The sequence below is a fragment of the Sungkyunkwania multivorans genome, from assembly GCF_042675645.1.
GTDB lineage: Bacteria > Bacteroidota > Bacteroidia > Flavobacteriales > Flavobacteriaceae > Sungkyunkwania > Sungkyunkwania multivorans.
This window is the reverse complement of record NZ_JBHTJH010000004.1, coordinates 487,424-511,569: the sequence shown is the minus strand read 5'-3', so window position 1 is coordinate 511,569 and position 24,146 is coordinate 487,424. Positions and strand designations below refer to the sequence as shown.

Sequence of the window (24,146 nt, the reverse complement as noted above, 5' to 3'; positions counted from 1 at the left end):
ACAATGAGAAAACTTAATATCCTGGATTCTGTGGTTCAAGATTTGGATTTCGCTGTAATTCGTCGGCCGGTAGCGGAAGTAAATAATCTCTCGCGGCACTAAAATTGGGACGCGTTTCCAATCCTGAAGCATTGAAAACTTCATCTCCAAGTCTTCGTCTTGCGATATCGTACCAACGTTTGAACTCGAAGGCAAGTTCCCACTTACGCTCTTCCAAGACCATATCTCTAAACGCATCTTGAGACAATCCAGGAGTTACATTTGGCGGATATGCTCTTGTAACGCCATTCGCATTTCGTGCTCTTGCGCGTATTCTGTTCACATATCCATCTGCCTCTGTACTTCCTGGTGATATTTCATTTAATGCTTCAGCAGCGATGAGTAACACTTCAGCATATCGCATCAAAGCATAATTGTGCTCGGACCCACGGCCATTACCGTTAGAGGTCTGCCCTGGGAAACGCGAATATTTTGCGATATAGGCACTTTGTATATTTCTAGAATCAAAGGATGGAAAATTCATAAACGGCTCTACATTCCCGTCAAATATTCCGATAGTATCTAAACTGACTGATTTTCTATAATCCTGTCCATTCCATGTATCGTAAACATTTACACTTGGTACGGCCACAGACCATCCCCCACCAATATCGCCGAATTCATTCGCCCTTATTCCTGTTAATGCTGCTGTATAATCTTGTCCATAATTTCCATCTCTGAATCCATTGAAATGCAGTGAGAAGAGATGCTCTTCTTGGGCATTACCTACGGTAGCGTCAAAGAGATCCTGGAAATCCGAAGCCAACATAAGACCGAATGTTCCTTCGCCATCGATCACAAATTTAGCCTCATCATAAGCTTTCTGATAATCTCCTAAGGTCAAATATACAGAAGCCAAATAGGCGGCTGCAGTCGCCTTGGAAGGTAATGATCTTGTAGGCTGTGTGTTTGGCAACCATGTTTTAGCAAACTCTAGGTCGGCAATAATATTCTCATATACTTGGGCCGCGGGTGTCTTAGAAATGCTCGCAGCTGCTTCAGCATCCGTTATCGGAAAATCGATATACGGAATATCTCCGTGCAATCTCACTAAGTGATAGTACGCATAGGCTCTTATAAAATGGGCTTGCGCGCTTACTGGATTGATCACATCATCAGGAACATCTATTGAGTTGGCACCTGCGATCGCCTCATTCGTGCCGGCGATGATCTGATAGGTTCTTGGCCAGTAGGCGGTGATCATTCCATTATCGTCGGTTACGGTGAAGTTGTCATGATCCTGACGTCTTTGCGGTGTCCCCAAGTCACCAATACCCACCATATCACTGCGCAACATCAATGGCAGCGACAATTTACGTCCCCAAAATGCCTCTTCTGCCATATTACCGATAGACCCATTGATCACCGTTTGCACATCATCTGGACTCTTAAAAAATCCCTCCGGAGAAAGCAGCCCAACGGGCTCCTCTTCTAGATCGGAACACCCAAAAAGTGTGATACCTAATACTAAAAATAGATACTTGAAATTTTTCATTGTTTTGATTTTTTTATGATTGGAAGTTCTTTACAAATAAGAAAGCACTTTTAAAATTTTAGATTTACAGTAAAGGTAATGGACTCGATATTGGGATAATTACCATAATCAAAGCCTTGATTCACATTGCTGTTCTGATTTCCAGATGCCCTATAGCTTACTTCGGGATCGGCCCCAGGATAATCGGTGATCGTCCAAAGGTTTTGACCACTTATGCCCAGCCTAATTTTATCCATCCCCAATTTTTCAACGATATTCGTTGGCAAATTATAACCTAGCGCGATGTTCTTTAGTCGAATATAGCTACCATCATAAACAAATCTAGAGGTGATTCTCTTTTCTCTATTTGCCGCTGAAGGCACGTTGGTATTCGTGTTGGTAGGGGTCCATGCATCAAGCGCCTCTGTTGTTGCATTCGAACCTCCTGAAGCTAGCTCTAGATTCGTGAAGCTAAAGATATCTCCTCCATAAGCTCCTTGAAAAAAGATCGTAAGGTCTAGATTCTTGTAGCGAAAGGTGTTGGTGAGACCCGCCGTCCAGTCTTGGTTGGGATCTCCGATAATCGTTTTATCATTTGAATTGATGATTCCGTCACCATTTAAATCGGCAAAGAGTTCATCACCCGCATTGCTAGAAAAACTAGCAGTACCATCAGGAAATGCACCACCTTGATATACACCACGATATACAAATCCATAGAATACTCCAACGGGCTCACCTTCTCTTAAAATATGAGTTTCATCTTGGATGAAGTGTCCTGGAGACGCATCAAGTATAATGTCATCACCTTCAATCAATTTTTCAATTCTATTTCTATTTCTTGACCAGTTGAAATCTGTCGTCCAAGAGAAGTTCTCATTGGAAATATTTCTTGTGGTCAAGGCGATTTCTACACCTTTATTACTGATCTCTCCAATATTCTTAAAGGAAGCGACTTCAAATCCAAAATATTCTGGAATAGAGGCATCTCTAAGAATTAGGTCTTCGGTATCAATATTATAGACATCTAAAGATAATGAAAATCGGTTATCTAAGAATCCTAGGTCCAGACCAAAGTTGGTTTGATAGGAAGTTTCCCATTTCAAATTGGGGTTTGCCGCCTGTCGCGGAACCAAGGCATTCACCGTCTGGTCTCCTACCACAGCGTAGATGTCTCTAAAGCTGGCCAATGATTGATAAGGCTGAATGGCTGGATTCCCTGTGACCCCGTAACTGGCTCTCAGTTTAAGGTTGGAAATGACCTCGTTATCCTTTAAGAAGTCCTCGTTAGAGACTCTCCATCCCAATGCCCCTGACGGGAAGAAAGAATATTTCTCGTTCGCTGCAAAATTTGACGCACCATCTCGACGCACGGTAAGCGTCAAAAGATATTTATCATCAAAACCATAATTCAGTCTTCCAAATTGCGAGATGATCTCTCTTTGTTGAAACTCTGAACTAGGTGTAAGAGGTACAGCTCCTTGACCCAAATTTTGATAGGAGACACTATTGGTGATGAATCCTTGGGCACCAGCGCTACTTCTTTCGGTTATCGTATTCTGATAGGAGTAACCTGCCAATAATGTTATGTCGCTTTTTCCAAACTGTTTATTATAGGTCAAGTAATTTTCACTTAGCGTATTGGATCGCTTTAGATTAGCGATTCCCGCAATTCCGCCTTGGTCCCCTGCACTGGTGATCAGTGAAGAAGGCTTGAAGGTCCCTCTCGTTTCATTTACCGTACTATAACCAAAAGTGGTCTTGAACGTAAGTCCCTCGATGATCTCATAATCTGCATAGAGATTGGCTCTAAATTCATCTCGCTTGGTTTCATCTACCGAAACTACAGCGACGGCGAATGGGTTGTCTACATCATCTCCCACCGAGTTGAATGTATAATTGCCGTCAGCATCCAGAATCCCTAGATCTGGTGCGAAACGATAGGCTAGCGAAATAACATCCCCGCTACCTCGTCCGCCAGTATCAGCTTGTGATGAAACTCCATCTTTTATACTTCTACTTCCAAAGAGGTTAGCACCCATTTTTAACTTTTCAGTTACTTGACTGTCAATATTACTTAGAAAGGAGAATCGTTCAAATCCAGAATTGATGACCACCCCATCTTGATCGAAATAATTCACAGAGGCATAATAATTTATATTGTCGGCCCCACCAGAAAATGACAATTGATGGTTAGCAGTGCTACCAGAATCATAGATAAGATCTTGCCAGTCCGTATTGGCCGGACCTTGAACATAAGCAGGGTTAATCGCCTGCTGATAGGTCGCAAACTGATCGGCATTTAAAAGGTCTAAGGTTTGGGCTACCGATTGCAAGGAATAGGTGCTGTTCAGTTCTATAGATGGCTTCCCTTTTACCCCCTTCTTAGTAGTTACCAAAATAACTCCATTAGCACCTCTCGATCCATAGATCGCCGTTGCTGAGGCATCTTTTAGTATTTCAATGGATTCGATATCTCCAGGCTGCGGCAGTGTAGCGCCGACAAAACCATCTACGACGATCAACGAGGAGCTACTTGCACCGATGGAGGTATTACCACGTACCCTAACAGCGATTGGAGCTCCTGGCTCCCCACCATTATTGGTCTGAACGGCGACCCCAGCTGCTCGACCCTGTAAGGCCTGTTCTACATTCAATACTGGAAACTCGTTTAATTCTTCAGATTTGACCGAAGAAACGGCTCCTGTGATATCGCTTCGCTTTGTAGTACCATAGCCGACCACAACAACCTCTCCAAGTTGATTTACATCTTCAACTAAGGAAACATTGATAGTGCTTCTACCACCAACAGCGATCTCTTGATTGGTATATCCAACAAAGCTAAATACCAATACAGCGCTGTCATTCGGCACTTGAATGGTATAATTTCCGTCAAAATCCGAGGAGGTCCCTATACTTGTCCCTTGTACAACGACATTGACCCCAGGTAACGGCGTGCCATCTTGACTGTCCGTTATAATACCTGACACGGTTTGCTGCGCGTAGGAAAAAAGGGAGAACAAGAAACAGACAAGAATCGAACTGTACTTGATCGATTCAATTTTTTTCATTTTTTGCATTAGGTTGTGTTTTTGTTTGGTTAACTAAAGTAAATTATTGTAAGTCCCAGAATAATAATCACCATTATTAGTACTGCGGTTAGTGAAGACCTACTGAAATCGTTATTTTTCATTGCTGAAAGCTACCTAGAAAAACGGAGATAAAAATTCAGAAATAGGTACATAAACATCCAAAAAGCAGCTGTTTTAGGTGCTTTTAGTGCTTTTCGCTAGAAGTGTGCTTAATCGATTGAAAATCGGTTGGCATATTGTGTGGGGGTTTCGCCAAATTTCTTTTGAAAACACTTGCTGAAGTACTTCGGATTCTTGAATCCTACCTTATAGCTTACTTCAGAAATATTGATCTTTCCCTGCTCCAAAAGCTGCGCAGCACGTTTCATTCTAAAGTGTTGAATGAATTCGTTGGGGGTAAAATCTGTCCATGCCTTAATTTTGATAAAAAGCATGGTACGGCTGACTCCAAGTTCTGAACAAAAGTGTGGGATATCGAATTGCTCATTGGAAATGTTCTCTTCAACGATCTCCAAGGCTTTCTTCAATAGTTTTTCGTCCAAGGACGATACGATGACCTCACTAGGCAGCCAACTGTCCTCCGAGCTATACTTATTTTTGATACGCGAGGTCGATTTTATAAGGTTTTTGATACGCGCCTTAAATTCTTCAACATTGAAGGGTTTGCTAATGTAGTCGTCTGCCCCACTTTCTAAGCCTTCCAACTTATAGATCAGAGAGGTCCTTGCTGTCAAAAGAATGATCGGAATATGACTGGTCTTGATATCTTGCTTGATCGCTGAACACAACTCGGTCCCTACCATTACTGGCATGATCACATCTGAAACAATAAGGTCTGGCGATTCTTTTTGGGCGATTCGTAAAGCTACCTTCCCATTTTCGGCTTCTAAGATGTTGTAGTCGTTCTTCAGAATGCTCCTCATAAAAGAACGTAGCGGCTTGTTGTCTTCAACCAGCAGTACCGTTGCCTTGTCATTCGACTTTATCTGGTCTGTGAGGTCCTCTTCTTCCATCGTAAGACTGGGCTCTTTCAACTGGTCCACATACTGCGAAACGTCATCACTAAATTTAAAATCCTCAATGATCTCCTCTTCCTTGAGATGGCCGCTTCCTAAGGGTAGCGCCACCGAAAATATAGATCCCTTCCCGTCATCGTTAGGCTTTACCCAAATTCGACCCTTATGCAAGTTCACAATGTTCTTGGCAATAGAGAGTCCGATTCCCGTACCCTTGTTGTAGTTGTGATCTGGATTGTTATTCACTGAAACTTCAAAGAAGCGTTCAAATATTTTATCTCGATATTCTTCAGCAATACCTACACCAGAATCATCCACCTGAATGATGATCTCATCTTTCTCCAACCTTATCCTCACTGCAATTCTCCCGCCTTTTGGGGTATATCTAAATGCATTGGATATCAAGTTGTAAAATACACGTTCTAGTTTATAGCGGTCATAGTAGACCAATATCTGATCTTCGGTTGTATGAAAGCTATAATCATAATCGCCATCCTTGGCATATTCGCTAAATGAGAGGTATATTTCTCGTAAGAATTTCACAATATTTCCCTCAGCCGCTTCTAGTTTAAAAAGATTGTTCTCCAACTTTCTAAAATCCATCAACCTATTGATCAATTGCAGCAGGTGGTTTGCACTGCTTTCGATCACTTTTAGTTTCTTGTACATTTTACTGCTTCCCTTATAGTTGTCCAAGATCTGATGTAACGGACCTAGGATCAAGGTCAAGGGTGTCCTAAACTCGTGAGAGATATTTGTAAAAAACTCCAATTTGGCCTTGTTCACCTCTTTGGTTCTTTCTGTCTCTATATGTTCGAGATCGAGCTGATGCTTTAATTTTGTTTTTGATTTTAATATCGACATTAAGAAGTAGAGCGCGGCCAATATGAGAAGTCCATAAATTAAAAATGCCCACCAACTGCGCCATGGTGCTGGATTGACAAGAATCGACAACTGTGTAGGAGATTCATTCCAAACCCCATCATTGTTGGCTCCCCTTACTTCAAAGATGTACTCACCCGAATTCTGTATCGTATACGAAGCACTGTTTTGTGAAGTGGTCACCCAATCTTCATCCAATCCCTTCAAACGATACTGATACCTATTACTACTAGAGTTGATAAAGCTAGGGATGGCAAAGGAGATAGTGAAATTACCTTGTTCATAGGATAATTCCAGAGCGTCCGTATATTGAATGGTGTTTTGAGAGACACTATTTTCTCCTTGTGGATCTAGGGACTCGTTCCTGATTTTAAAGTCTGTAATGATCACTTGTGGAGAGTAATCATTCGTTGCCAAGTTCTTCGAATCAAAAGAAGTGACACCGGCCGGCCCCCCAAAATAAAATTGAGAATCGCCAACTTTGAGGCTGGCATTGTCGTTAAATTCATTACTCACCAATCCTTCTTTCTGATTGTAGACCGTGCTATTCTCGTCTTTAGGATCATATCGTATAAGACCTTGATTGGTGCTGATCCAGAGCTGACCGTTATGATCTTCTAAAATACTATGAACGGCAGAGACCATCTGGCCTGCATCCCTAAGTTTTACATGGTTAAACTTGACCCCATCAAACCGATACAATCCCTTCGCTTTTGTGCCCACCCAAATCTGTTTGGAAGAGTCTTCGAAGATGGTAGAGATATCGTCTCCAGATTGGACTTGGCTATTGTAGAAGTAATGCCGGATAGATCCAGAGCTGTCCATCAAATTCAAGCCCCGCTCGGTACCGATCCAAATGTTGTTCTGAGCATCTATGTTGATGGCCCTGACCAGGTCGCTGGAAAGAGAATTTTTATCGGAGCTTCGATGTCTATAGATGATGAGTGTTCCCGTGGTTTCGTTATACTTTACAAGTCCTTTACCAAAGGTACCTATCCATAGTGCGCCATTGTTGTCGCGCTTCACGTTATACACACCCACATCATCCAGGAAAGTGGCTAATTCTGCTGAGATCTTAGTACCATCAAATGTGTCACGATCTATATCGTAAACAGCTAGGCCATTGTTGAAGGTACCTATCCAAAGATGTCCGCCATCAGCCAAGTAAAGCGATTTGATATTGTTATCTGGCAAGGCCGAAGTGTTTTGTTGATCGATATACGTGGTCGTCTGGTCTTTTGTGTCCAAAATTGTGATCCCACCACCTTCTGTACCAAAGAAAAGCACTCCATTGCGATGGGCAATCGAACTCACCACATCGTAGCTAAGTCCTTTATTTCCATAAGTCTGCGAAAAATTGATAAAATTCACATTGGACTCATCCCAAATGTTGACACCGCCATAATATGTACCGACCCAAATAGAACCTTTGCGGTCCTTATATAGCGTTTTGATAGAGTTCTTGCTCAAACTCTTTGGATCACTGATTTGGTTTACCAATGAGGTGACCTGGCGATCGGGAGTCACAACCTGAAGTCCGTTATAGGTACCTACCCAAAGCGTCCCTTCATTATCATAGATCAATTTTCTAACATTGATCTCTCGATCCGACCGGGCCTCTTCAAAATAAGGCCGCCAAGCTTGAGTCGTTTGATCATACAAAAGAATCCCATGATTTCTCGTGGCCACCAGAAGATGACCATCCGACCCCTCCAAAATATCTTGGATGTATGGTGAATATTCATCGCCAGAATGTTTCCAAGAAAAATCTATCGGTCTAAAGATCGGTTTTTTACCGTCACGCCCGGTCAGCTGGCTGAGTCCACTGGTTGTTCCGACATACACCTCCTCATCTTTGGTCTCTAAAATGGAATAAATATGATTTCCAGCTAGACCACTATCGGTTTCTGATTGGAATATCGAGATAAAATCGCTGCTATCCTTACGGAATATTGAGAGCCCCATGGATGTTCCTATCCAAATCTCCCCGTTGCTCATCTCTTTGATCGTCCATATCGTATTATTGCTCAATGAGGCTTCACCATTGTTATGAAAATACGTAGTGAAGGTATTTTTCTTGGGGTCGAATCTATTGAGTCCGTTGTATGTGCCCACCCAAATGAAGCCATCGCTATCCTCTTCGATCGACAGAATATCATTATTGCTTATAGAGGTTGAATCGTCTGGAATATTTCTGAATACGGTAAATGTGTTACCGTTGTATCTATTGAGTCCGTCGCGTGTGCCAATCCACATCTGGCCCAATTGATCTTGATGAATGGCAATGGCAGAGCTTTGCGACAATCCTTCTGCTGTGGATAAATGTCTAAACTTATAAGTATCCGATTGTGGATAACCACCAACGAAAACTACGAGGGCCAATAAAACTGTATATGCTCTAAACATTCAAAAAACGAGGGTCTGATAGGTGATAAAAGTAATGAACTATGGTTTAAATCAAAATTTTAATGGTTGCCCAAACGTTTTTTCAGTTGAAATTCATAGAGTGAAGGAATTTTTTCGAGCGATCGGTTAGTAAATTCCATATAGGCGTCAGGCTCATATACTACCTTAAATTGATGATTGCCATGGACCCCAATAACCCTCGCCAAAGGTCCGTCTTTCATCCCGTTAAGTATCACAGGAGCATCATCGTCCAATCCACCCAACAAACGCACCTTAATATTCCAAAAGGTACTGTATGCCCCATGCGATGGTTTCCAATAAGGAGCCCCGCCTCCGGCGAATAACGGGTACGTTCGATCTTCTTGAGGGGTTAAATGTACCGTGATGTTATCGAATAGATTTTGATGATTGGCGCCAGAATGTTGATCCAAGATGGGGTCTACAAATACTTCACAGTTCAAATACACATTTTTTGTAGAAAAGGTGTTGAAGCTAAGTGGATGTACGGCCCAATTATACACGTTGATGTTCTTTGCTAGGACATTATGAACCCCAGCCATAGCAACAGTATAGTGTGCTTTGTTGGTCCCTTTGGTGGTGATGTTTTGAATGGTGACACTTGCTATTTCTTCGGTCAAGATACCACTGTCGGCGTTTTCGATCACAATGTCATCGACCCAGCTATTGAAGACACGCGTCAAAAAAATTCCATTGTTGCCAGGTTCAACATGATGCGCTACCCTAGGGCTTGGTGGAAAGGTCAATCGCATATGCGCTATCCCAACCTCTTCCAAATGCTCCCAGGTTGACAATTGTGCTTGGTAGCTTGGCTTTATGTCTATAGTTAATGGTGTCTTTATCGTCACTTTATTCTTGGAAACGGCTGTGATCAATACTTCTTGTTTTACCATCGGAAGGTCTGGAAACATCCAATGATGTGACCCAACCTTTACATCAGCACCCTTATACATATCATTGATGATGGTCCCCTTTTCTCCTTCTTTGTTGAATAGCTGTAATATTACGACATCACCTGCCTTAAGATCCGTCACGCTTGATACTTCAATCGTATGTGTCCCCTTCTTGCCTTTTATTACCTTGGCCAAAACATGAAATGGGCGCTCGTATTTTTGAAGGTACGACTTTACACGAACACCAGGCACTCGGGTCCATATAAAACCTCCAGACCATGCGTATTGAGAAAACGGCAAATCGATATTGTTCTCCTTTTCTCGTTGACGTTTATCAAATTGAACGAGGTATTCTCTAAGCTCTTGAAGCGATTCAGAATCTTTGGTATACATAAGAGGTCTGGGAAAATAGATTTCAGTTCCTTTGGTTCCAGTACCAGCACCACGAAGCACAAAATTGCTTCGTTCTATGTATATAATATCACTTATGATGATCCGCCCAACGGGAAGTTGCACCAAGACACTTCCTTTGACCTTTGAAGCAGCAACAATAGCCTTTTTCAAAGCTTCCGTATCATCTAAACCATCATTTGCGATAACGCCGTAATCAGAAGCATTGATCGTAGTCTCCATCTTCTTGGGAATATGCCTCTCTCCGAATTGATATCCGGCATAACTGAAATCTGGTAAATAATTAGCTGCCCGTGTGCTTTTGTCCTTGATGATCATCGGGACCTCTTGAGCGAAGGATTCAGTGAATGAAAATATAAAAAGAAGGATTGCCGAAAGTACACTTGAAAGGGTTCTGACATTCATTTTGCTACAGGTATTGTTTAATTTAAGACGTATCGTAAAGATACCTTGAATAAGGTTACTTAACGTTCAGAAATGGTCGTAAAATTGTTCTAAAAGCTTTAAAATGCTGGTAATGCCAAAAAGAATTGAGAAAGTTATCGTAATTTAAAATTCTAAAGAAATTCGATGATCTATATAGACTAGAATCAATTGAATTTGACCCTTACACTAACCGATCAAAATGAATAACAACCAACTATGAGTAAAACTATTGTGATAACCGGGGCTGGAGGTGTTCTCTGTGGCACTATGGCCTTGGCATTAGCTAAAGAAGGACATAATATAGCGGTATTGGACTTGCGAAAAGAAGCCGCAGATGATATGGCGGATTTTATTAAAAATGAAGGTGGTAACGCTATTGGTGTCGCTGCAAATGTTTTAGAAAAGGAGACACTTGAAAAGGCCAAAGTAGCGATCAATGAGGCCTTTGGTAAATGTGATATTCTTATCAATGGTGCTGGTGGGAATCATCCTCTAGGCACTACCAGCAATCCATTTTTAGTGGCAGAGGACCTAATGAATAAGGACAAAGATTTTAAAACATTCTTCGACCTAGATGTCAATGGTATCCAATTCGTATTCAATTTGAATTTTATCGGTACCCTGTTACCTACGCAGATCTTCGCTAGCGATATGGTGGGGAGAGAGGGTTGCAGCATTTTGAACATCTCTTCGATGAATGCCTTCACTCCGCTGACGAAAATACCTGCCTATAGCGGTGCCAAAGCGGCAGTATCCAACTTTACCCAATGGTTAGCGGTCCATTTCTCAAAAGTGGGTATCCGAGTAAATGCGCTCGCTCCAGGTTTTTTTCTGACAGATCAAAACAGGTCATTGTTGACTAAGGCGGATGGAAGTCTTACTCCTAGAGGGCAACAGATCATTGAACAAACACCAATGGGCCGTTTCGGAGAGCCCGAAGACCTCATAGGAACTGCGTTGTGGCTATGTGGCGACAGCTCAAGATTTGTCACCGGTGTTGTAATCCCTATCGATGGTGGTTTTGCCGCTTATAGCGGTGTTTAAAAGAATAATAGAATGAGTTTACATTTAGAACAAACATGGAGATGGTACGGTCCTAACGACCCTGTCTCACTTTTAGATATCAAACAGGCAGGAGCTACAGGAGTGGTCTCTGCTTTGCACCATATCCCAAATGGGCAAGTATGGCCCGTTGAGGAAATCGAAAAACGAAAGAAAGAGATCGAAAGTGTTGGGTTATCATGGTCTGTGGTGGAAAGTGTGCCAATTCATGAAAATATTAAGACGAGATCGGGGAATTATAAAAAGTATATCGACAATTACAAACAAACCCTATTGAATCTCGGCGCTTGCGACATCGATATCGTTTGCTATAATTTTATGCCTGTTTTAGATTGGACTCGAACCAATCTTGATTATGAAGTAGAGGACAGTTCAACCGCACTTCGGTTTGAGGCTGATGCCTTTGCTGCTTTCGAATTATTTCTTCTCAAACGCCCAGGTGCAGCCGAATCCTATTCCGAAGAAGAAAAGAAAGCTGCAGAAACATATATTAAAAACACTTCTACCCAAGATCAACAGAAACTGATCAGGAATATTATTGCGGGGCTACCCGGAGCGGAAGAAGGCTATACCCTGGAAGAGTTCAACACCATTTTAGCGACCTACAAGAATATCGGTCCCAAAGAATTGAAAGAACATTTGTTCGCATTTCTTTCAGAGATCATTCCTGTCGCCGAACAAGCCGGAATCTTGATGTGTATTCATCCAGACGATCCACCCTATCCGATTTTGGGGTTGCCCAGAGTAGTAAGTACAGAACAGGACATCAAAGATCTATACGAAGCGGTGAATAGTCCTAATAACGGACTTACCTTTTGCACAGGATCATTTGGTGTGCGAGCGGATAACGACCTTGTGGGTATGGTGAAGCGGCTTGGTAGTCGCATTCACTTCATCCATCTCAGGTCTACCAAACGCGATGAATACGGCAACTTCCATGAAGCCAATCACCTGGATGGCGACGTGGACATGTACGGGGTAATGAAGGCCTTGGTGGAGGAACAGCTTTGGAGAGAAAGATCGGGACGTAAAGATCTACGCATGCCATTTAGACCTGATCACGGACATAAAATGCTAGATGACCTAAAGAAAAAGACGAACCCAGGATATTCAGGTATCGGACGCTTAAGAGGGTTGGCCGAATTACGTGGCCTCGAACTCGGAATTCGAAATTCACTACAATTATTGACCAATTAATCAACTTCAGAATAAAAACACTATGTCAACAACATTTGAAACAAGATACGCTTCTAGTCCGCAAGCCGTAAAACAATACGACACTCAGCAGCTGCGAGATGAATTTTTGATCGATGACCTGATGCAGGTAGGGAAAATAAAATTGACCTACACGCATTACGATCGCTACATCGCAGGATCGGCTGTTCCTACCACCGATTTGAAATTAGAGACCATAGACCCGTTGAAGGCCGATTATTTTCTAGAGCGACGAGAAATGGGAATCATCAACGTAGGTGCGAAAGGAAGCATTGAAATCGATGGTGCGTCCCACGAGTTAGACCATAAAGACGCCTTGTACATTGGTAAAGGTGCCAAAGAAGTGATCTTTAAAAGTGATAATGCGAAGGACCCAGCGAAATTCTATATCAATTCTGCCCCGGCACATGAGAGCTATCCGATAAAAAAGGTAAGTCTGGCCGAAGCTAACAAGATTGAACTAGGAAGTCTGGAGACCGCCAATCACAGGACCGTAAGTCAGATGATCATCGGTGGCATCGTTACTACTTGTCAGTTACAAATGGGAATGACCGAATTGAAAACAGGAAGTGTTTGGAACACCATGCCAGCCCACGTACACGACCGCAGAATGGAAGTTTACTTTTATCTGGATGTTCCAAAAGATCAATCGGTATGCCACTTTATGGGGCAACCTCAGGAAACCAGACATATTTGGATGCAGAATCATCAAGCCGTGATATCGCCACCATGGTCCATTCATGCAGGATCCGGAACCAGCAATTATACCTTTATCTGGGGAATGGCGGGTGAAAACTTAGATTACGGTGATATGGATGTGGCCAAAATAACGGAACTCAGATAAGCTATGTCACAATCATTATTCGATATCAACGGTAAAGTTGCCCTGGTCACAGGAAGCACGCATGGCTTAGGCATGGCAATGGCGATGGGCTTGGGAAAAGCAGGAGCGACCATTATTGTCAATGGCAACTCTTCGCAAGAGAAGATCGACAAGGCACTGGAGGACTACCAAAAGGAAGGTGTCAGAGCCTTCGGTTATAAGTTTAATGTGGCAGATGAACAAGAGGTGATCGACAATATCAAAAAGATCGAGACCGAAGTAGGTGCTATCGACATCTTGATCAATAACGCCGGTATTATCAAGCGGACTCCTCTGATGGACATGGAGGTAGAAGATTTCAAGAAAGTCGTGGAAATCGACCTTATCAGTCCATTTATCGTCTCTAAACATGTGGTTCGCGGAATGATAGAACGCCAAGAGGGGAAGATCATCAACATCTGTTCGATGATGAGCGAATTGGGTCGAAACACCGTGGGGGCCTATGCTGCCGCCAAAGGTGGTCTGGTAATGCTCACAAAGAACATGGCCACAGAATGGGCCCGATTTAACATTCAGGTGAACGGCATTGGTCCAGGCTATTTTGCGACTTCCCAAACCGCTCCCATCCGTGTGGATGGTCATCCATTCAATGATTTTATAGTGAACCGAACACCAGCAGCCAAATGGGGCGACCCCAACGATCTTGCCGGCGCAGCGATCTTTCTTTCGTCCAAGGCGAGCGACTTTGTCAATGGCCATATCCTATATGTCGATGGCGGTATTCTGGCGACCATCGGAAAACCATCTAACGAACCATAAGTTTAAAACCAATGAAATTAGTTCGAATTACTTTCATTCTCATTACAATTGTATTTATCAGTAGTAATTGTAGCAAGTCCTCCGAACTCGCAACCATCGAAGTTGCCAACGACTTGGATGTCGATCGCAGTTTTGAAACGGTAGAAGTTGACCTCAATAGTCTTGATGCATTTTCAAATGAAAGTGCGAAAACCATCCAAGTAGTGAATAAAGAAAACGGCGACATGCTACTATCACAACTAGTGGATACTGATGGGGATGGAACCATGGACGTTTTGTTATTTCAACCCGAAATAAAGGGCCATTCTAAAAAACAATTCACCATCATCGCAACACCCTCTGAGGCAAAGGAAGATTCAACATCGATGCGATGCTATTCTCGATTTGTACCCGAGCGTACGGACGATTACGCCTGGGAGAATAATCGTGTTGCCTTTAGAACCTTTGGTCCCACTGCACAGAAAATGAAAGAAGATGGTGTACAAGGAGGAACTTTATCTAGTGGTATTGATGCATGGCTAAAACGTGTGGAGTATCCAATTATCGACAAATGGTACAAAAAACACACTTCTGGCGCAGGTTCATATCATGAGGATTCGGGTGAAGGATTGGACAATTTTCATGTAGGAGTAAGTCGAGGTGTTGGTGGAACGGCCTTAAAAACAGATTCCACCTATGCATTTTCTAAAAACTTCATTAAATGGAAAACCATTACCAATGGCCCCATACGGACGAGTTTCGTCTTGGATTATGCGTCGTGGGATGCCGAAGGTAAAACCATCCTAGAATCCAAACATATTTCACTGGACTATGGTCAAAATCTTTCAAAATTTGTCATTGAAGTAAAAGGCACGGATACGCTTTCTGTAGGGATGACCTTGCACAAAAAAGACGGGAATACCCGTACCAAAACCACTGATGGTTGGATGAGTTATTGGGAACCTTTCGATGATTCGGAGTTGGGACAGGGATTGGTAATTCCTAAGGGATATTTGGTAGGACATGAGACCTACATGACCGATAGAAAAGATGAGAGCAACCTGTATGCCCATCTAAAAGTAAAAGAATGCCAAATTGAATATTATGCTGGCTTCGGATGGAAAAAAAGTGGTCAGTTCGAAACTGAAAAAGACTGGCACGATTACTTATCCGATTTTTCAAGAAAAGTAAGAAACCCTCTGAAGGTGACCCAACTTTAGAACTAAAAACAAAAGATATGATCAAAAAGCATCTTTATATTCTTTTTCTAAGTGTCACCACAATCTTTTCTGCCTGCCAAACTAAAGACGATGTCAAGGTTCTTAGATTAGGACATAGTCTGGACACCAAACATCCTGTGCACAAAGCAATGGTGATCCTAGGAGAGCGATTGGAAGAGAAGTCGGAAGGGAAGCTCAAGGTACGCATCTATCCCAGTGCCCAATTAGGTGGCGAGCGCGAGTGTTTGGAGTTGCTACAGATCGGAAGTCTGGACATCACCAAAGTTTCAGCAGCGGTTTTAGAAAATTTTATTCCAGAATATAAGGTCTTTAGTGTACCCTATATGTTCAGGGACCGCGCACATGCGTTTAGTGTCTTTGATAGCGAAATCGGTGAAGGGCTTCTGCTGAAAGGTGAAAAATTCAGGCTTCGAGGTTTGACCTTTTATGATGCGGGCAGTCGTAGTTTCTATATGAAAGAGAATCCAATCAATTCCCCGTCGGATCTGGTTGGTAAAAAGATCAGAGTGCAAAAGAGCAATATGGCGGTCGCCATGGTCAATGACCTTGGAGGCTCTCCCACCCCCATTTCTTGGGGTGAATTATATACAGCATTACAGCAAGGAGTTGTGGATGGCGCCGAAAACAATCCACCCAGCTTTTATACCTCCAAACATTACGAAGTATGCAAGTATTATAGTTTGGATGAGCATACCTCGGTACCAGATGTTTTGCTTATAGGCCTTGATACTTGGAATCGCTTGAACGATCAAGAACGTACATGGTTGAAAGAGGCGACGTCCCAATCAACGATCGCACAGCGGCAGCTATGGGCCGATTCGGAGAAGGAATCATTGGCCGAGGTGAAGAAAGCAGGCGTACAGATCATCTTCCCTGATAAGACCCCTTTTGAGGCTCAGACCAAAGGAATTTTGGACCTTTTTAAAGGAGATGCAGAAATGACCGCCCTTATCAAAGCAATAAAACAACAACAATAATCATCATGAGAGCAACCATCGATAAGATACTTGAGCGTGTCGTTCTTTTTGTATTAGTCCTCATGCTCCTAAGCGTGATATGGCAAGTATTTTCGAGATACGTATTACGAGCACCCAGCACCATCACCGACGAGATCTCCAGTTTCTCCCTTATTTGGGTAGGATTGCTCGGGGCGGCCTATGCCACAGGAAAACATTTACATCTTGCCATCGATCTAATTCCTGAGCGGATTGTGTCAAAAAGACAAAAGCTATTTGACGGCATTGTGCATATATCCGTCTTTGTCTTTGCATTTGCTGTCATGGTCGTTGGTGGCATACGACTTTGTCAATTAAGCTTTCAATTTGAACAGACCTCTGCAACGCTTGAGATCCCTCTGGGTATCATTTATCTCGTCGTCCCTGTTTCTGGATTGCTTATCTGTTATTACAGCCTTCATACTTTTTTAACCAAACCAAAAAACAATTAAGTCTAGAATTATGAATTATATCGAAGTCTTTATTTTAGTCTTAAGTTTTTTAGTTTTTCTATCGCTCAGAGTGCCCATTGCCTATGCCATAGGTTTAGCCGCTTTGTTCACCTTGCTGAGTGCAATGCCATTCTTGCCGTCGGTAACGACCTTGGCGCAACGGATGGCCACCTCTTTGGACAGCTTTACCTTATCGGCCATACCGTTTTTCATTCTTGCTGGCCAGATCATGAATCGCGGAGGAATTGCCGTACGCCTGATCAATTTTGCCAAGGCGATCGTGGGCCCATTGCCAGGAGGTTTGGCCTTTGTGAACATCATATCCTGTATGCTTTTTGGGGCCATTTCGGGTTCTGCGGTAGCAGCAGCATCCGCCATCGGCGGTTTTATGAATCCAATGATGGAAAAGGATGGCTACTCTAAACCCTTTAGTGCCGCTGTGAACATCACAAGTGCCACCACTGGTTTGATCATCCCACCGAGTAATGTACTTATAGTATATTCCCTAGCAAGTGGAGGCGTTTCTATCGCAGCATTGTTCATCGCGGGTTATGTTCCAGGAATATTGGTTGGCCTTGCATTGATGATCGTTGCTGCAGTCTATTCGATCATCAAAAAATATCCCACGGATAAGTTTGTCAGTGTAAAAGAGTTCTTCAAACGATTTATCGCTGCTTTTCCCAGTTTGATGTTGCTTGTAGTCGTCATCGGAGGTATAGTGGCGGGTATTTTCACCGCGACCGAGGCTTCGGCCATCGCTGTGGTGTACACCCTTGTTTTGGGCTTCGCCTATAAGGAGATCGGTGTTAAAGATATCTCACCAATATTGCTCGAAACCATAAAGACCTCAGCAATTGTATTATTACTGGTTGCAACTTCGATCGCCATGTCTTGGGTGATGTCTTACGAAAATATTCCGCAGGAAATAAGCACTACCTTACTGGCAATCAGTGATAATCCGATAGTGATCCTTATCATCATCAATCTCATCTTGTTGTTTGTCGGTGTATTTATGGATATGACGCCTGCCGTACTCATCTTTACCCCTATCTTTCTTCCGATAGTGACGAGTTTGGGAATGGACCCCATTCATTTTGGAATCATTATGATCCTCAACCTGTGTATCGGACTTTGTACACCGCCTGTGGGCTCTGTACTGTTTGTAGGCTGTAGCGTTGCCGGATTGAGTATTCAAAAGGTGATAAGGCCTTTGTTGCCCTTGTTTGTTGCGATGATCGTCATTTTGCTAGTTATCACCTATTTCCCCGAATTGACCATGTGGTTACCAAGACAATTTGACCTAATTTAGTAGTTATGAGACGACCGCTTTTACATTTCGCTTTTTTCTTGCTTTCCGCAACATTTGTTCAAGCACAAGTAACGTTGGATGCCGATGGTGCTGGAAACACCTACGAACTTATCAACTCGGTATTGGCTCCTGGCTATGACGCTGTTGAAGTGCCAGACTGTGGTCACACAACTTTCGGAAGGCATATTGAAGAGACATTTGATGCAACGCTGAACACTGATGTGTTTAGGTTCATCGCACACGTGACCCCAGATAACGACCGTTGTATCAATTTTGACAGACAACGTGTGGAGATAAAGACCTATAATCAATCTCCAGACAATTTGAAAGCCGTACAAGGCGAAACGGTGGTATATACATGGAAGTTCAAGATCGACGCCAACTTTCAACCTTCATCAAGTTTTACACACATCCATCAGATCAAGTCGGTCGGTGGGCCGTATGCTTCTATTCCAATGATAACCCTGACGCTGAGAAAGGCGAGCCCTGATCGATTGGAATTGAGATACACACCAACCAATAGTCAGACGACCATTGACCAAGCTGCGCTGTCGTTGTTCAAAGGATTTTGGATCGAAGTGACCGAGACCATAGCCTATGACGATGCAGGTAGTTATTCGATCGAATTAAAGCGCGTCTCCGACGGTCAAGTTTTACTCGATCACTCCAATAACAACATGGACACTTGGCAAGATGGTGCCAGTTTTGCACGACCAAAATGGGGTATCTATAGAAGTCTGAACAATCCAGCTGACCTAAGGGATGAAGAAATGTTTTTTGCAAATTTCAGTATTGAAGAAATTGGTAGTCTAAGCGTTACAGACCTAGAGCGAAAAGCAGATGATATATTGCTGACTCCGAATCCTTCGTCTGATATCATCCGAATTAAGAATCTTAGATCAGACGATTATGATAGCATTCATCTTTATGATAGCATCGGGCAGCTTATTTCCTTGAACCGTAGATTGAAACGAAATAAGATCGATGTTTCCGGACTTCAAACTGGACTCTATTATATCGTCATTAGAAATAATAAGAATACTGCGAAAGTTTTAAAATGTATGGTTGAATAACTCAACCTCTTATATTCGATTTTGAAAAAGTAAAAATATCGCCCTTAAAAAAAGTCAACTATGTTAATCACAACTTTACCTACGTCACTAAAATCAGTGAAAGCTACCTTTCTTATGTTGATCTGTCTTTCAACGGCCAGCTTATCATATGCTACCGTTTATAATTGTAGTACCGTAAACTGCATAAGAGATGCCATGGCCATCGCAAATCCTGGAGATGAGATCATTATCGCGCCTGGAACTTATGAACCGAGTGGAAAGATCGAGGATGCCATTGGCAAGTTTGTTCGGTTTACCTCAGACAGAAGCGGCTCCGCCACCAATCCAATTATCATTAGAGGTTCTAGCAGTACCAATCGACCTTTGTTGCAATGCCCCGATAATGATATTTATGACGGAGCTGTGATAAGCATTACTGGCGATCACTGGATAATAAGGGATATACAAGTGGCTCAAGGTTCTAAAGGAATTATGCTGGATACAGCCAATTATTGTACATTATTCAATGTGGATGTTCAAGATGTGGCCGAAGAGGCTATACATATCAGAAGTGGCTCTAGTCACAATACCATAGAAAATTGTTCGGTAAGCAATACCGGTGTTCAGTCACCTGGCTTTGGAGAAGGCATTTATATCGGTTCGGATCGCGGGCAACACGGCACCTATGATCCCAATTGCAATAACAATACCGTCACCAATTGTATTTTGGGTCCTAATATCAGAGCAGAGCACTTTGATATCAAAGAAGGCACCGAATACAACGTGGTAAAAGATTGTGTTATGGACGGAACCGGTATCACTGGAGCCAATTTTTCCGACTCCTTTATGGATATCAAAGGTATCTATGCGTTCGTTTACAACAATACATTCAATGTAAATGGAGAGACCAATATCAACAGCATTATCGATTTTAACAACCGAACGACAAGCAGCTATACCTATAAAACGGGATACAGAAATGCCTTTTTTAACAACACTTTCAATCTCGGCACCTTGGATTACATCCCAACGGCTACTTCGCGAGGTGCGGTTTCCACAGAAATACATGTCTGGGATAACATTAGAAACCCAGATAGTCCTTGGATAAAAACTAGCAACACGGCAGCCTCTACCGACGCATTCGAGTTTTGTCCAAGCTGGAATATTGTGACCTGTTCTACGCTAGGCACAGATACTGTTGAAACTTTGAGATTTTCGTTTTATCCAAATCCCGTGAAAAACGAGCTTCAAATTGTTGGTGATAATTTGAATGACCTTTCTGTCACCATTTATAACATTGAGGGAAGATTGGTCTTTGAAAAACAGCTGATTGTCAGCGAGGAAACAACTCGTGTTGACCTGTCGCAATTAGGTGCTGGAGTCTATATACTTAATTTGGCTGGTACCAGTGGGCACATGACGAAAATGGTCATAAAAGAATGAGGCAGCATTTGCCTCATGATATCAGATAAAGCGCATTCTTATTTGGTGAAGGCATCCATGACCTTCATCACGGCAAGACCTTCTGAGGCCGAACATGGATTAGGGCCCAAATGACTAAAATATTTTACCGTTGCCTCGATCATCGGCTGTTGAATGTGCACTGGATTCTCAAAATCAAAGATGAAAGTTTCCCCGTTTTTATTCAGTATTACTTTATCGCCATAGAATGAAAAGGTAATGTTTCCAGTTGTCCCATAAATTTTGCATTCGTCTTTTTTATCCTCAGCCGTATTAAAGCTCCATAATCCCCTGAATTGAACCCCATTTTTAAAATGCATGATACCATTGACCGTTGTCGCTACTTTCGAACTTGGATCTTCATTTGTGGCATAGCCAGCATATCTTTCAACGGGCCCCAGCCAATGTAGCATCAGGTCCAATTGGTGTGGCGCAAGGTCATGAAAATATCCACCTCCAGAAATCGATGGGTCCAATCGCCAATGTTCCTCTGTCGTAGCAATGATGTTGGACATCTTTGGTTGTAAGATCTGAATGTCCACACTAATGATCTCTCCTATCTTCGCGTGGTCCAGGAGTTCCTTCACTTTCAAAAATGCTGGCAACCGTCTTCTGTAATGTGCTACCGTGAGTTTACTGCTGCTATTTTTCAGTGCTTCGCACAATTGTTCAGCTTCTGCAGTATTAAGGGTCATCGGCTTTTCCAAGTACACATCCTTGTTCGCTTCCAAGCCTTGTAACGCATACTGCAAATGGGTGGAAGGTGGTGTTGCAATATAAACTGCGTTGATCTCTGGATGTGCTAAAACAGCTTGGGCATCATCAAAGTGGTAAGGGACCTGATGTCGTTTGGCGAAATCTTCGGCTTTTTCTTTATTTCGTCGCATCACTGCCAATAAGGAAGAATGATGCACATTTTTGAATGCCGGGCCACTTTTTACCTCAGCAACGTCGCCGCAACCAATAATACCCCAATTAACAGTTTTCATTTCAAATGAAGGAGTTAGAAATTGAAATAGTGCTTTGCATTATGATAGCAGATGTCACTCACTATCTTGCCCAACCATTTCTCATCGTTCGGCAGTTCGCCATTGGCTACATCATTCCCGATAAGGTTACAAAGAATGCGCCTAAAATATTCATGCCTTGGGAACGATAAGAAACTCCGAGAGTCTGTTAACATTCCCACAAAACAGCTAAGCAATCCTTGATTAGATAAGGTATTTAACTGTTTTTCCATACCGTCCTTTTGATCCAAGAACCACCATGCCGAACCATATTGCACTTTGCCTTTGATGCTACCATCATTAAAATTCCCAGCCATCGTAGCGAATACTTCATTATCGGAAGGATTTAAATTATAAACGACCGTTTTCGCCAATTGATCTGTGCTATCCAAGGCGTTCAAGAATCCGCTCAACCCGCGGGCCTGCGAAAAATCACCGATCGAATCGAAACCGGTATCTGGACCCAAGGCCTGTAATAAGCGTTTATTGTTGTTTCTAATGGCGCCCAGATGCAGCTGTTGTGTCCAGCCTTTTTCGTGATACATTCGGCCGAGGGCGATCATGGTTTTTGTCTTGAAGAATTGCACCTCCCGTCGCTCCAGGATTTTGCCAGTTCGCACCTTTTTAAATACGTGTGCTATTTCGTATTCGTTGGTCTCAAAATGGTACAGCTGTTCCAGACCGTGATCTGAAAGCCTACCACCTTTCTCATGGAAATAAGCAACTCTAGCCGAAAGCGCTTCTAATAAGTTATCATACGAGTTGATGGTGCTATTCGTCACTTCTCCCAATTTGTCCAGATAGTTATTGTATGTTTTTGGGTCTTCGACGGCAAATGCCTTATCTGGCCGAAAGGTTGGAAGTGTCTTTACTTTATCTTCGTCAGTGTTGATCAGGTCGTGGTAACGAAGATCATCTGTTGGATCATCCGTAGTACATAGTGATTCAACATCTTGCATCTTCAACAATCCATTTGTTGTATGTGATCGCTGCTGAAGCTGTTTCGCGGTTTCTTTATAGATAGATTCCGCATTATCAGGTGAAAGTAGCTCATCAATACCGAAATAACGCTTCAGTTCGAGATGGGTCCAATGATACAAAGGATTTCTTAGTGTGTATGGAACCACTTCCGCCCATTTTAGAAACTTCTCCTTATCTGAGGCTTTACCAGTAACGTACACTTCATCAATACCGTAGGCACGCATAGCTCGCCATTTGTAATGGTCGCCTGCAAGCCATACCTGTGTGATGTTGTCAAATTGTAAGTTCTCGGCTATTTGCTGTGGCGGTAGATGATTATGGTAATCGATGATGGGCAACGATTTGGCATAGTCGTGAAATAACTTTCTTGCCACGGCCGTCTGCAATAAGAAATCCTCTGTGATAAATGAACCCATGAATACGCTAGTTTCTTACGTCTTTGATGATCTTCAAGGCCGCTTCAACATTTGCTTGAAGCGTCTTATAATCCTTATTGGCAATGATCTCTTTTGAAATTAGTTTAGATCCCATCCCGACACAGGTGACCCCTGCATTGAACCAGCCCTCTAGGTTTTCTCTGGTTGGGGATACTCCTCCAGTGGGCATAATGCTGGTCCATGGTTGTGGACCTCGTATCGCCTTCACGAAGTCTGGCCCATAGACCCCTCCAGGAAAGAGCTTAACGATCTCACAGCCTAATTCCTCAGCCTTGGTGATCTCTGTGAGCGAACCACATCCAGGAGACCAAAGCACCTTTCTCCGATTACATACGATGGCAATGTCCTCTCTCAATACTGGCGTGACTATAAAATTAGCGCCCAAGGCCATAAATCGCGAAGCGGCAGCTGCATCTGTGATCGACCCTACACCCAATATCATTCCGGGCAATTCTGCCAAGGCATATTTGTTGAGTTCCCCAAAAACTTCATGGGCAAAATCTCCTCTGGCAGTAAATTCGAGCAATCGAGCACCTCCATCATAACAGGCTTTCAACACCTTTTTACTTAATGCCATATCACTATTATAGAATAGCGGTACCATCCCGGTCTCTTGCATCACCGATGCAACCTCTAATCTTGTATACTTTGCCATA

The 24,146-nt window shown here is 42.8% G+C and carries 17 protein-coding genes; 10 read left to right on the top strand and 7 right to left on the bottom strand.

Going from position 1 to position 24,146, the window contains the following annotated elements; translation table 11 throughout:
- Window positions 1-13: 13 nt before the first annotated feature.
- From ACFQ1M_RS05265 to ACFQ1M_RS05250, 4 genes are all read right to left on the bottom strand, one after another.
- Window positions 14-1,534 (bottom strand): RagB/SusD family nutrient uptake outer membrane protein, encoded by a 1,521-nt coding sequence (locus tag ACFQ1M_RS05265; protein WP_386404934.1) that lies wholly within the window; start codon window positions 1,532-1,534, stop codon window positions 14-16.
- Window positions 1,535-1,584: 50 nt separating this feature from the next.
- Window positions 1,585-4,584 (bottom strand): SusC/RagA family TonB-linked outer membrane protein, encoded by a 3,000-nt coding sequence (locus tag ACFQ1M_RS05260; protein WP_386404931.1) that lies wholly within the window; start codon window positions 4,582-4,584, stop codon window positions 1,585-1,587.
- Window positions 4,585-4,814: 230 nt separating this feature from the next.
- The gene (locus ACFQ1M_RS05255; protein ID WP_386404928.1) at window positions 4,815-8,909 is read right to left on the bottom strand and encodes a hybrid sensor histidine kinase/response regulator transcription factor; all 4,095 of its coding nucleotides are present in this window, start codon (window positions 8,907-8,909) and stop codon (window positions 4,815-4,817) included.
- Between the two features lie 59 nt (window positions 8,910-8,968).
- Window positions 8,969-10,636 carry a hypothetical protein gene (locus ACFQ1M_RS05250; RefSeq protein WP_386404925.1) on the bottom strand — a complete coding sequence of 556 codons (1,668 nt, stop codon included), beginning with the start codon at window positions 10,634-10,636 and terminating at the stop codon, window positions 8,969-8,971.
- A 237-nt stretch (window positions 10,637-10,873) separates the two neighbouring features.
- On the opposite strand from ACFQ1M_RS05250, the gene ACFQ1M_RS05245 reads away from it, so the two are divergent.
- The 10 genes from ACFQ1M_RS05245 to ACFQ1M_RS05200 are packed head-to-tail and all read left to right on the top strand — an operon-like array spanning window position 10,874 to window position 21,047.
- Entirely contained in the window at window positions 10,874-11,701 is an 828-nt protein-coding gene (locus ACFQ1M_RS05245) for an SDR family oxidoreductase (RefSeq protein WP_386404922.1), read from the top strand.
- Between the two features lie 12 nt (window positions 11,702-11,713).
- Window positions 11,714-12,916: a mannonate dehydratase gene (gene uxuA, locus ACFQ1M_RS05240; RefSeq protein ID WP_386404919.1), complete on the top strand. Its 1,203-nt coding sequence runs from the start codon at window positions 11,714-11,716 to the stop codon at window positions 12,914-12,916.
- A gap of 22 nt (window positions 12,917-12,938) precedes the next feature.
- A complete protein-coding gene (gene kduI, locus ACFQ1M_RS05235) occupies window positions 12,939-13,778 on the top strand; it encodes a 5-dehydro-4-deoxy-D-glucuronate isomerase (protein WP_386404916.1) in 840 nt (279 codons plus the stop codon).
- 3 nt (window positions 13,779-13,781) lie between these two features.
- Window positions 13,782-14,576, top strand: a complete 795-nt coding sequence (locus ACFQ1M_RS05230) for a gluconate 5-dehydrogenase (RefSeq protein WP_386404913.1) — start codon at window positions 13,782-13,784, stop codon at window positions 14,574-14,576.
- A gap of 11 nt (window positions 14,577-14,587) precedes the next feature.
- On the top strand, window positions 14,588-15,775 hold the full coding sequence (locus ACFQ1M_RS05225; RefSeq protein ID WP_386404910.1) for a DUF4861 domain-containing protein: 1,188 nt from the start codon (window positions 14,588-14,590) through the stop codon (window positions 15,773-15,775).
- Between the two features lie 17 nt (window positions 15,776-15,792).
- Window positions 15,793-16,773 (top strand): TRAP transporter substrate-binding protein, encoded by a 981-nt coding sequence (locus tag ACFQ1M_RS05220; RefSeq protein ID WP_386404907.1) that lies wholly within the window; start codon window positions 15,793-15,795, stop codon window positions 16,771-16,773.
- Window positions 16,774-16,778: 5 nt separating this feature from the next.
- Window positions 16,779-17,243: a TRAP transporter small permease gene (locus tag ACFQ1M_RS05215; RefSeq protein ID WP_386404905.1), complete on the top strand. Its 465-nt coding sequence runs from the start codon at window positions 16,779-16,781 to the stop codon at window positions 17,241-17,243.
- 10 nt (window positions 17,244-17,253) lie between these two features.
- Window positions 17,254-18,552: a TRAP transporter large permease gene (locus ACFQ1M_RS05210; RefSeq protein ID WP_386404902.1), complete on the top strand. Its 1,299-nt coding sequence runs from the start codon at window positions 17,254-17,256 to the stop codon at window positions 18,550-18,552.
- A gap of 5 nt (window positions 18,553-18,557) precedes the next feature.
- Complete coding sequence (locus tag ACFQ1M_RS05205; RefSeq protein ID WP_386404899.1) at window positions 18,558-19,625, top strand: T9SS type A sorting domain-containing protein; 1,068 nt, start codon at window positions 18,558-18,560, stop codon at window positions 19,623-19,625.
- Between the two features lie 60 nt (window positions 19,626-19,685).
- Window positions 19,686-21,047: a T9SS type A sorting domain-containing protein gene (locus tag ACFQ1M_RS05200; protein WP_386404896.1), complete on the top strand. Its 1,362-nt coding sequence runs from the start codon at window positions 19,686-19,688 to the stop codon at window positions 21,045-21,047.
- Window positions 21,048-21,085: 38 nt separating this feature from the next.
- Here ACFQ1M_RS05200 and ACFQ1M_RS05195 read toward each other — a convergent pair whose 3' ends face one another.
- Genes ACFQ1M_RS05195 through ACFQ1M_RS05185 form a run of 3 tightly spaced genes read right to left on the bottom strand, consistent with a single transcriptional unit; the run spans window position 21,086 to window position 24,145 of the window.
- Window positions 21,086-22,054 carry a Gfo/Idh/MocA family protein gene (locus ACFQ1M_RS05195; protein ID WP_386404893.1) on the bottom strand — a complete coding sequence of 323 codons (969 nt, stop codon included), beginning with the start codon at window positions 22,052-22,054 and terminating at the stop codon, window positions 21,086-21,088.
- Window positions 22,055-22,068: 14 nt separating this feature from the next.
- On the bottom strand, window positions 22,069-23,469 hold the full coding sequence (uxaC, locus tag ACFQ1M_RS05190) for a glucuronate isomerase (RefSeq protein WP_386404890.1): 1,401 nt from the start codon (window positions 23,467-23,469) through the stop codon (window positions 22,069-22,071).
- A gap of 7 nt (window positions 23,470-23,476) precedes the next feature.
- On the bottom strand, window positions 23,477-24,145 hold the full coding sequence (locus ACFQ1M_RS05185) for a bifunctional 4-hydroxy-2-oxoglutarate aldolase/2-dehydro-3-deoxy-phosphogluconate aldolase (protein WP_386404887.1): 669 nt from the start codon (window positions 24,143-24,145) through the stop codon (window positions 23,477-23,479).
- Window position 24,146: the final 1 nt, after the last annotated feature.

What these genes read in the sequence shown, in the direction of transcription:
- ACFQ1M_RS05265 (WP_386404934.1), bottom strand. Translation starts at nt 1,534, where the DNA reads ATGAAAAATTTCAAGTATCTATTTTTAGTATTAGGTATCACACTTTTT.
- ACFQ1M_RS05260 (WP_386404931.1), bottom strand. Translation starts at nt 4,584, where the DNA reads ATGAAAAAAATTGAATCGATCAAGTACAGTTCGATTCTTGTCTGTTTC.
- ACFQ1M_RS05255 (WP_386404928.1), bottom strand. Translation starts at nt 8,909, where the DNA reads ATGTTTAGAGCATATACAGTTTTATTGGCCCTCGTAGTTTTCGTTGGT.
- ACFQ1M_RS05250 (WP_386404925.1), bottom strand. Translation starts at nt 10,636, where the DNA reads ATGAATGTCAGAACCCTTTCAAGTGTACTTTCGGCAATCCTTCTTTTT.
- ACFQ1M_RS05245 (WP_386404922.1), top strand. Translation starts at nt 10,874, where the DNA reads ATGAGTAAAACTATTGTGATAACCGGGGCTGGAGGTGTTCTCTGTGGC.
- uxuA (WP_386404919.1), top strand. Translation starts at nt 11,714, where the DNA reads ATGAGTTTACATTTAGAACAAACATGGAGATGGTACGGTCCTAACGAC.
- kduI (WP_386404916.1), top strand. Translation starts at nt 12,939, where the DNA reads ATGTCAACAACATTTGAAACAAGATACGCTTCTAGTCCGCAAGCCGTA.
- ACFQ1M_RS05230 (WP_386404913.1), top strand. Translation starts at nt 13,782, where the DNA reads ATGTCACAATCATTATTCGATATCAACGGTAAAGTTGCCCTGGTCACA.
- ACFQ1M_RS05225 (WP_386404910.1), top strand. Translation starts at nt 14,588, where the DNA reads ATGAAATTAGTTCGAATTACTTTCATTCTCATTACAATTGTATTTATC.
- ACFQ1M_RS05220 (WP_386404907.1), top strand. Translation starts at nt 15,793, where the DNA reads ATGATCAAAAAGCATCTTTATATTCTTTTTCTAAGTGTCACCACAATC.
- ACFQ1M_RS05215 (WP_386404905.1), top strand. Translation starts at nt 16,779, where the DNA reads ATGAGAGCAACCATCGATAAGATACTTGAGCGTGTCGTTCTTTTTGTA.
- ACFQ1M_RS05210 (WP_386404902.1), top strand. Translation starts at nt 17,254, where the DNA reads ATGAATTATATCGAAGTCTTTATTTTAGTCTTAAGTTTTTTAGTTTTT.
- ACFQ1M_RS05205 (WP_386404899.1), top strand. Translation starts at nt 18,558, where the DNA reads ATGAGACGACCGCTTTTACATTTCGCTTTTTTCTTGCTTTCCGCAACA.
- ACFQ1M_RS05200 (WP_386404896.1), top strand. Translation starts at nt 19,686, where the DNA reads ATGTTAATCACAACTTTACCTACGTCACTAAAATCAGTGAAAGCTACC.
- ACFQ1M_RS05195 (WP_386404893.1), bottom strand. Translation starts at nt 22,054, where the DNA reads ATGAAAACTGTTAATTGGGGTATTATTGGTTGCGGCGACGTTGCTGAG.
- uxaC (WP_386404890.1), bottom strand. Translation starts at nt 23,469, where the DNA reads ATGGGTTCATTTATCACAGAGGATTTCTTATTGCAGACGGCCGTGGCA.
- ACFQ1M_RS05185 (WP_386404887.1), bottom strand. Translation starts at nt 24,145, where the DNA reads ATGGCAAAGTATACAAGATTAGAGGTTGCATCGGTGATGCAAGAGACC.